General features: G+C 67.0%; 8 protein-coding genes. 2 read left to right on the top strand and 6 right to left on the bottom strand.

The features are described 5' to 3' along the window. Positions 1–35: 35 nt before the first annotated feature. The 5 genes from MJ783_RS02915 to hemW form a co-directional block, all read right to left on the bottom strand. Positions 36–1064, bottom strand: a complete 1029-nt coding sequence (locus MJ783_RS02915; RefSeq protein WP_239308354.1) for a PhoH family protein — start codon at positions 1062–1064, stop codon at positions 36–38. A gap of 122 nt (positions 1065–1186) precedes the next feature. Continuing rightward, positions 1187–1972, bottom strand: coding sequence for a 16S rRNA (uracil(1498)-N(3))-methyltransferase (locus tag MJ783_RS02910; protein ID WP_239308353.1), 786 nt, complete (start codon positions 1970–1972; stop codon positions 1187–1189). A 92-nt stretch (positions 1973–2064) separates the two neighbouring features. Next, positions 2065–3213 (bottom strand): molecular chaperone DnaJ, encoded by a 1149-nt coding sequence (gene dnaJ, locus MJ783_RS02905; protein WP_239308352.1) that lies wholly within the window; start codon positions 3211–3213, stop codon positions 2065–2067. Further along, positions 3213–4232, bottom strand: a complete 1020-nt coding sequence (gene hrcA, locus MJ783_RS02900; RefSeq protein ID WP_239308351.1) for a heat-inducible transcriptional repressor HrcA — start codon at positions 4230–4232, stop codon at positions 3213–3215. The genes dnaJ and hrcA overlap by 1 nt, the downstream gene beginning before the upstream one ends. A gap of 242 nt (positions 4233–4474) precedes the next feature. Beyond that, positions 4475–5719: a radical SAM family heme chaperone HemW gene (hemW, locus tag MJ783_RS02895; RefSeq protein WP_239308350.1), complete on the bottom strand. Its 1245-nt coding sequence runs from the start codon at positions 5717–5719 to the stop codon at positions 4475–4477. Between the two features lie 242 nt (positions 5720–5961). Between hemW and MJ783_RS02890 the strand changes: the two genes are divergently transcribed. Beyond that, entirely contained in the window at positions 5962–6123 is a 162-nt protein-coding gene (locus tag MJ783_RS02890) for a hypothetical protein (RefSeq protein ID WP_239308349.1), read from the top strand. A 210-nt stretch (positions 6124–6333) separates the two neighbouring features. On the opposite strand, the gene lepA is transcribed toward MJ783_RS02890, so the two are convergent. Beyond that, complete coding sequence (lepA, locus tag MJ783_RS02885) at positions 6334–8205, bottom strand: translation elongation factor 4 (RefSeq protein ID WP_239308348.1); 1872 nt, start codon at positions 8203–8205, stop codon at positions 6334–6336. A 396-nt stretch (positions 8206–8601) separates the two neighbouring features. Here lepA and rpsT point away from each other — a divergent pair, with 396 nt between their 5' ends. Then, positions 8602–8871 carry a 30S ribosomal protein S20 gene (gene rpsT / locus MJ783_RS02880; protein ID WP_239308347.1) on the top strand — a complete coding sequence of 90 codons (270 nt, stop codon included), beginning with the start codon at positions 8602–8604 and terminating at the stop codon, positions 8869–8871. Positions 8872–9158: the final 287 nt, after the last annotated feature.

Below are 9158 nucleotides of genomic sequence, written 5' to 3'. Positions count from 1 at the left end.
CCCGGTCGCGCCCGGCCGCGCCGGTCGAGCGCTGGTCATCGTCGGTCTCGGCGACCGGCCTGCGCGGGCCGCGGGCTGGGTGCGCTTGCCGCGTCCCAGCGGGCATAGGCGTCGACAATGTCACTGACCAGCCGGTGACGCACCACGTCCGTACTGGTCAGGGTCGCGAAGTGGACGTCCTCGACGCCGTCGAGAATCTCCCGGACCACCCGCAGACCGCTGCGGGTGCCGCTGGGCAGGTCCACCTGGGTGATATCCCCGGTAACAACGATCTTGGAGCCAAAACCGAGCCGGGTGAGGAACATCTTCATCTGCTCACCGGAGGTGTTCTGCGCCTCGTCCAGGATGATGAACGCGTCGTTCAGGGTCCGGCCACGCATGTACGCCAACGGCGCGACCTCGATGGTCCCGCTCTGGATCAGTCGTGGGATCGAGTCCGGGTCGACCATGTCGTGCAGGGCGTCGTACAGCGGCCGCAGATAAGGATCAATCTTGTCATAAAGGGTGCCGGGCAGGAAACCCAGCCGCTCCCCCGCCTCGACCGCCGGCCGGGTCAGAATGATCCGGTTCACCTGCTTGGACTGCAACGCCTGCACGGCCTTGGCCATGGCCAGATAGGTCTTGCCGGTGCCAGCCGGGCCGATGCCGAACACGATCGTGTGGACGTCGATCGCGTCCACATACCGCTTCTGGTTCAACGTCTTCGGGCGGATCGTCCGCCCCCGACTGGACAGGATGTTGAGGGTGAGAACCTCGGCCGGCCGCTCCTCGCTGCCGCTGCGCAACATCGACAACGAGTGGTTGACATGGGACGGCGTCAGTTCCGTGCCGGACTCCAACAAAGCGATCAGTTCGGCGAAAAGCTTGGCGGCCAAGGCGTTCTCGCCCGGCTGACCGGTAATAGTGATCTCGTTGCCCCGGACGTAAATATCGGACGGTAAGGCCTGCTCGATGACATGGAGCAACTCGTCCTGGTGGCCCAGCAAGCTCACCATGCTGTGCACGGCCGGGACGACGATGCGCGTGACGGTCCGCTGGTCGGACGGGGAAATGGAATCGGTCATGGGTTGCGGCCGGCTGCGGCCACGAGACCTCTCAAACGACATGAGTCAGTACGGCCCCTAGTCTAACGATCCTCGGCAGCCATCGGTCGGATACCGAAAACCCGCATCGCGCCACCGTCGGTCTACCGATCCCAGCGGGAGGTATGAGAGAACACAATCGCAGCCGCGACAACCCCCGCGGTCGACGTCCGCAACACCGTACGGCCAAGCCGAGCCGGCACGGCCCCGGCCGCGCCGAACACCTCACGCTCACTTCCGGTGATCCCGCCTTCCGGCCCCACCACCAGCACGATTTCCAACGATCCCGGTTCCAACGATCCCGCCGGTGCCGGCAGCTGGGCCTCCGCTGGCGCGGCGGGCCGCGGCCGGGCGGGGGTCACCCCGGCCGCCCGCAGCCCCACGGCGAGCGGTTCGCTCGCTTCCTCATGCAGGACCACCGCGACGTCCGCGGCCGCGATCCGGGCACTGACCGTGGCGGTGTCCGCGAGGCACGCCAGCTGGGGCCAGAAGACCCGCCGTGACTGCTTCGCGGCCTCCCGCGCGGTGGCCGACCAACGCGCGTGTGCCCGGACACCGCGCTCCCCCTCCCAGCGGACGATCGAGCGGGCGGCCGACCACGGGACGATCTCGTCGACCCCCACCTCGGTCATGAGCTCGACGGCGAGCTCACCGCGGTCGCCCTTGGCCAGCGCCTGGATCACGACCAGCCGAGGAGTGGGTTCCGGATACACAACCCTGCGCTCGACCGCACAGTCGATCTCGTCGCGCCGGCAGCGCAGCACGGTACATTCAGCAACCACACCACAACCATCGGTAATATCCACGCGTTCACCAGGACGCAGCCGGCGGACCGTCGCCGCATGACGGCCCTCCGGGCCGGACAGCGTCAGCTCCCGTTCGTCCGGCACCACGCCCTGCTGAAAAAGGGGCGCTGTCAGCGGTCGACTCCCCCCGTCCCGGTCCCGTCCCCAGCGGCTCCCACCCGGCCCACCGCAGCCATCTACCGCGTGCCACGTGCCCCGCGGAGCCTGGAGAAGAAGCCCTGCCCGTCGACGGTCCCGTTCCCACTGGTCACCACCGCCGGCTGCTCCTCGTCCCGCAGCTTCGCCAGCTCCCGCAGCAGCTTCTCCTGCTCAGGATCAATCTTGGTCGGCGTCTCCACCACCACATGGATATGCAGGTGGCCACGGCCGACCGAACGCAGATGCGGTACCCCTCGACCGCTCATCGTGATGACATGCCCAGGCTGGGTGCCGGGCTTGACCGTGAGAGTCTCGCCGCCGTCGAGGGTCTCCAGCCCGCACGTGGTACCGAGGGCGGCGGCCGTCATCGGGATGCGCAGCTCGCAGTGGAGATCGTCGCCTTCCCGGGTGAAGACCGGATGGGGACGCTCCTGCACCTCGACGTAAAGATCGCCATTGGGCCCGCCGCCCGGTCCGACCTCGCCTTCGCCGGACAACCGGATCCGCATCCCGTCCTCGACACCCGAGGGAATCTTGACGGTCAGGTTGCGCCGCTTACGCACCCGCCCGTCGCCACCGCATTCCCGGCACGGATGTTCGATCACGGTCCCGGTCGCGCCGCACCGGGTGCACGGTCTTGAGGTGACCATCTGGCCCAGGAACGACCGGGTCACCTGTTGGATCTCCCCGCGGCCGTGGCACACCGAGCAGGTCGCCGGGTGACTGCCCGGTGCCGCTCCCTCGCCGGAGCAGGTCATGCACACCGCCGCCGTGTCGACAGTGATCTCCCGGGTCGCTCCGAACGCGGTCTCGGCAAGGTCGAGCTCGAGGCGGAGCAGCGCGTCGTTGCCGCGGCGGACCCGTGAGCGCGGCCCGCGATTGGCCCCGCCACCGAAAAAGGCATCCATGATGTCGCCGAGGCCGCCGAAGCCCGCCCCGAAGGGAGCCCCGTTGGCACCTCCCCCGCCGGGAGCCAGCGGATCACCACCGAGATCGACGAGCTGGCGTTTCTCCGGGTCGGACAGCACCTCGTAGGCGGCGGTCACGGCCTTGAAGCGCTGCTGCGCCGCCGGGTCGGGGTTGACGTCGGGATGCAGCTCCCGAGCGAGCTTGCGATACGCCCGCTTGAGTTCATCGTTCGAAGCGTCCCGGCGTACGCCCAGCACTTCGTAGTAGTCGGTGGCCATCAGTCGGCACCCAAAAGATCACCCACGTACTTGGCGACGGCTCGTACGGCCGCCATTGCCCCTGGATAGTCCATCCGCCGCGGGCCGACCACTCCCAGGCCGCCCAAAGCGGATGCTCCGCGACCGTATCCTGTGGCCACTACCGAGGTGGAACGTAGCGCATCCATGCTGTTTTCCTGACCAATACGTACCGTGACGGTGTCGAGGTCGCGTACCTCGCCGATCAGTTTCAACAGAACAACCTGCTCCTCCAGAGCTTCCAGAAGGGGACGCAGTGTATCGGCAAAGTCGAAGGCCGACAGCGTCAGGTTGGCCGTACCCGCCAGCGCCACCCGTTCCTCAGGCTTGTCGACCAGCGCCTCCATCACCACCGCGATCAACGTGTTCAGATGCGGACGCAGATCAGGGCGGGCGGCGTCCGACAGGTCGGCAACCGCGTCGGGCGCGTCAACGAGCCTGCGCCCATTCAACGCCGCGTTGAGCACTCCCCGCAGCTCGCCGACGATCAGATCGTCCACCGGCGCGGGTACCTCGGCCACCCGCTGCTCGACCCTACCGGTGTCGGTAATCAATACAAGCAGTAGTCGAGCCGGCGTGATCGTCACAATCTCGATATGCCGGATGCTGCTGCACGACAGCGACGGGTACTGTACGACAGCGACCTGGCGAGTCAGTTGCGCCAGCAGCCGAACCGACCGCCGGACCACGTCATCGAGGTCGATCGCACCCTCAAGGAAACTCTGGATCGCCCGCCGCTCCGCCCGCGACAGGGGTTTGACCCCTGACAGCCGGTCGACGAACAGCCGGTAGCCCTTGTCCGTAGGGATCCGCCCCGCGCTCGTGTGCGGCTGGGTGATGTACCCTTCCTCCTCAAGCGCGGACATATCGTTACGTACCGTAGCAGGAGAGACCCCCAGTTGGTGACGCTCCGCCAACGCTTTGGACCCTACCGGCTCGTTGCTCAGCACGAAGTCCTCAACGATGGCGCGCAGTACGTCCAACCGCCGTTCCTCCAGCACGTCGTATCACCCCTTCGCCACGTTGAGGCCGTTTGGCGAAGCCGTTTGACGAGGCCAGCCACGACCGCATGAGGCGACCAAGGCCAGCACCCAGCTCAGCTTGGTCCTGGCACTCCATTGCCTCGAGTGCCAATTGTAGCCGTCTCGGCCTCCCGCCGAGACGGTCGAGCGCGTCACCGAGTGCGGAAACTCAAGGCCCACCCCGGCGAGCGGCGTCCGTCAGCCCGGAACAGCGGTGCCGGTCAGTCCGGAAGAAGGCCGCGAATGACGGTATCGGCTAGGAGCCTGCCGCGCAGCGTGAGTAGCACTCGTCCGGCCGCCAGCGCCACCGGCTCGATCAGCCCGTCCGCGGCAAGCGCTCCGGTCCGCGCGCGGCCCGCTTCGGTCAGCTCGGCAACGGCGAGGCCGTCGGCCAGCCGCACCCCGAGCATCACCCGCTCCATCCGCCTGGCTTCGCCGTCCAGCACCTCACGGGCCGCGGCAGGACTCGCCTGCCCGGCGAGCAACGCGCTGTAGGCGGCCGGATGGCGGACGTTCCACCAGCGCACGCCTCCGACATGGCTGTGTGCCCCCGGCCCGAAACCCCACCAGTCATGACCGCGCCAGTAGCCGAGGTTGTGCCGGCTGCGGGCGTCGGGTTCGCGGGCCCAGTTACTGATCTCATACCAACGCAGACCCGCCGCGGTCAGCGTCTCCTCGGCCTGCTGATAGCGGTCGGCCATCATGTCGTCGTCCGGCGGGAGCAGTTCGCCGCGCCGGATACGGCGGGCCAGCCGGGTACCGTCCTCGACGGTCAGGGCGTACGCGCTCACGTGATCGGGAGCGAGTTCGGCCACGGCGTCCAGGCTCGCCTGCCAGTCCTGATCCGATTCGCCCGGCGAGCCGTAGATGAGATCAAGGTTGACATGGGTGAATCCCGCCTTGCGCGCCCAGCTGACCACGTCCGGTACCCGCCCGGGGGTATGCCGGCGGTCAAGTGCGGCAAGCACGTGTGACCGGGCGCTCTGCATACCGAACGAGACCCGCGTGTAGCCCGCGGCGCGCAGCTGCTCCAACATGCTCGCGTCCACGGATTCGGGGTTCGCCTCCGTCGTCACCTCGGCATCCGGGGCGATACCGAACTCCGTATCGATCATTCGAAGCAACGACCGGAGATCCTCGATCGGAAGCAGGGTCGGCGTCCCGCCACCAAGAAAGATCGTGGAGACAGGCACGTCCGCCGTGCCGAGCACGGCGCGGGCCAAGCGGAACTCGGCGGCAAGGGTCTCGACGAACGTCCCGATCGCGACACCCGGGCCGAGCTCGGTGGCCGTGTAGGTGTTGAAGTCACAGTAGCCGCAACGGGTCGTGCAGTACGGGATATGCACGTAGACGCCGAACGGGCGGGTGCCCACCGTGTTTGTGGCCGACGCTGGAAGCCCACCACCAGCCGGGACGGCTTCGCCGGACAGCCCGCGACCGGAAGCGGCCGCGGTGATGCGTGACATGACCCGTGACATGACCATAGTGTGCCCGAACAGCAACGCTGTGTCTGCCCCTTGAATCCACTTTCGTTACCGCAATCACGACCGCCAGCCAGGTCGAACGACCGCTCCCGGACGTGACATCCACCACCCGGGGAGAAGCGCCACCCGGCGGACAATCATATTGGGCAGTCGTTGATAATCAACCAGACAATATGGACGAAGCGTCGTGAACTCGTGGTCCCCGGTCAGGAAAGCTGATTCACATGAATGACGACACCGCGCGCGGTGTCCTCGACAGCATCGAGGACCTTCTTCCCCCCCACGCGACGGAGTACCGATCCGGCGCGCAAACCGGCTCCACCGATCGCGACGAACCCGTCACCGAACCCATCCGACTGCCCTCGCCCTCTCCCCGGATCACCTGAACGCGCCGCCGCCCGCGCCCAACCCCATCCGCACGACCCGCACGACCAGCACGACCAGCACGACCAGCACGACCAAATGATCAACGCAATATGTCCCGTCACGTACAGCCCGGCCGAGGCGGCACCCCCAGGCCCCGCCCGCGGCCCGGCCGGGCCGCGTCGCGCCGCCTGGGCCTCGTCACCTCGATGAGGCCCAGGCGGCGCTCGCCGCTACTTCGTGCCCTTCGAGGTGTTCGAGGCCTGGGCGGCATCCGTCGACAGGGCCGCGATGAAAGCCTCCTGCGGAACCTCGACCCGGCCGATGGTCTTCATCTTCTTCTTGCCCTCCTTCTGCTTCTCCAGCAGCTTGCGCTTACGCGTGATATCACCGCCGTAACACTTCGCGAGAACGTCCTTGCGGATCGCGCGGATGTTCTCCCTGGCGATGATCCGGCTGCCGATCGCCGCCTGGATCGGCACCTCGAACTGTTGGCGCGGGATCAGCTCCCGCAGCCGGGATGTCATCGCCACGCCATAGCCGTACGCCTTGTCCCTGTGCACGATCGCGGAGAATGCGTCCACAGTTTCCCCCTGCAGAAGAATGTCGACCTTCACCAGGTCGGACGCCTGTTCCCCGGCAGGTTCGTAATCGAGGCTGGCATACCCGCGGGTACGGGATTTCAACGCGTCGAAGAAGTCAAAAATAATCTCGCCGAGCGGCAGCGTGTACTTGAGCTCCACCCGGTCTGTGGAGAGATAGTCCATTCCGCGCAGTGTGCCGCGGCGGCCCTGGCACAGCTCCATCACCTGCCCCACGAAGTCCGCCGGCAACAGCACCATCGCTTCCACAACCGGTTCGTAAACATCGGTGATCTTTCCGGCGGGCCAGTCACTCGGGTTGGTGACAACGGTCTCGGTGCCATCGTCCAGGAGCACGCGGTAGACCACGTTCGGCGCGGTGGAGATGAGCGTGAGGCCGAACTCCCGCTCCAGCCGCTCCCGGACGATCTCCAGATGAAGAAGCCCGAGGAAACCGCAGCGGAACCCAAAACCCAATGCCGCGGACGTCTCCGGCTCGTAGGTCAGCGCGGCGTCGTTGAGCTGCAGCTTGTCCAAGGCTTCGCGCAATGCTGGATACTCGCTGCCATCAAGCGGATACAGGCCGCTGTAAACCATTGGGCGTGGATCACGGTATCCACCCAGCGGCCGGTCGGCCGGCCGGCTCGCCGATGTCACGGTGTCGCCGACGCGAGCCTGTCGGACATCCTTGACGCCCGGGATCAGGTAACCGACCTCGCCCGCTGACAGACCGTCGCGGGCAATCGGGTCCGGCGAGATCACCCCGACCTCAAGGGTCTCGTGGCTGGCCCGCGTGGACATCATCAGGCAACGGTCCCGGGTGGTCAGCCGGCCGTCGACCACCCGCACATACGTGATGACGCCTCGATAGCTGTCGTAGACACTGTCGAAAATCATGGCTCGAGCGGGTGCATCCGGGTCGCCCATGGGCGCGGGGACCCGGCGGACGATCTCATTGAGCAGCTCGGGCACGCCCAGCCCGGTCTTACCCGACACGCGCAGGACGTCGTCAGGATCACAGCCGATGATCTGCGCCAGCTCAGCCGCGTACTTCTCGGGCTGCGCGGCCGGAAGATCAATTTTGTTAAGCACGGGGATGATCTGAAGATCGTTCTCGAGTGCCAGATAGAGGTTTGCCAACGTCTGAGCCTCGATGCCCTGGGCCGCGTCGACCAGCAGGACCGCGCCTTCGCATGCCGCCAGCGAGCGGCTCACCTCGTAGGTGAAGTCCACATGGCCAGGAGTGTCGATCAGATGCAGGACGTAGTCGCGACCGTCATCGGCCTGCCAGGGCAGCCGGACACTCTGCGCCTTGATCGTGATGCCACGCTCGCGCTCGATGTCCATTTTGTCCAGATACTGAGCACGCATGTTGCGGGCTTCGACGACGCCGGTCACACCAAGCATCCGGTCCGCGAGGGTCGACTTGCCGTGGTCAATGTGGGCGATGATGCAGAAGTTGCGGATCAACGCCTGGTCAACCGAGGCCTGGTTGACGCGACGGGGGCCGGAGGCTGCGGGCACGCGGGAGTCTTCTCGTTTCATCAGGACGGACCGTGCCCAGCGGGGTCACGCCCGTCGGGGGCACTACACCCATCGTGCCAGGCTCGTCATGCGAGCACTCGGCGATGGCCATCGCGATGGCCATCGCGCTGCACCGGCGTTACACCGGCGCGGCAGGCTCGCGCCTGGGCGTGCCCGCGGCCGGCACCTCACAACCGTCGACATCCGCTCGCGGCCGGGAGGAACCCGCGCCCGCCCGCGAGCGGCTCGTTGAAACCTTGATAGGCTTATCGACGTCTCCCGGGCGGCTTCGCTTTCCAGGGGACGGAAGACGGACGTACGCCGCTCGGTGGCGGTGAACCGACGCCGGTGCCCGACCGCCGCCCATACCGATTCGACGACCAGGGGTTCTTTCGCGTGGCCAACATCAAGTCGCAGATCAAGCGCAACCTCACGAACGAGAAGCGGCGGCTGCGCAACAAGGCCGTTAAGTCCGAACTGAAGACGGTCATCCGCCGCTTCCGCGCGGCCGCGGACGCCGGTGACCCGGAGCGCGCCGGCCTTGAGCTGCGCGTCGCCTCGCGGAAGCTGGACAAGGCAGTCAGCAAAGGCGTCATCCACGCCAACCAGGCCGCTAACAAGAAGTCGGCCATGGCCGCGCGGCACGCTTCGCTGACCGACGCCTGAGCTCGCTCCACCACACCTGTCACACCACGGGCCTGTACGGGTCCTCTCGTCGTGCGCGGGACCACGTGGCCGCCGCCGGCAAGCTCGCCCAGGGCCTGTCGGTGCCAGAGGGCGCCTCTCATCGTTGTCGTTGGCCCCGGTAGAACACCGCTACCGGGGCTTGGACCGCCCCGCGGCGCATCCCCTGGCATCCGGCGTGCCCCGACGGACCTGCCGGATCGGCTTCGCCAATCCGGCAGGAGCCTCAGCTTCTGGCAGAGATCATTAAGAGCGACCGGCAATAGGGG

This window comes from Protofrankia sp. Cj3 (assembly GCF_917627355.1).
GTDB lineage: Bacteria > Actinomycetota > Actinomycetes > Frankiales > Frankiaceae > Protofrankia.
Note: the sequence above shows the minus strand (reverse complement) of the source record. Positions and strands in the feature narration are given on the sequence as shown.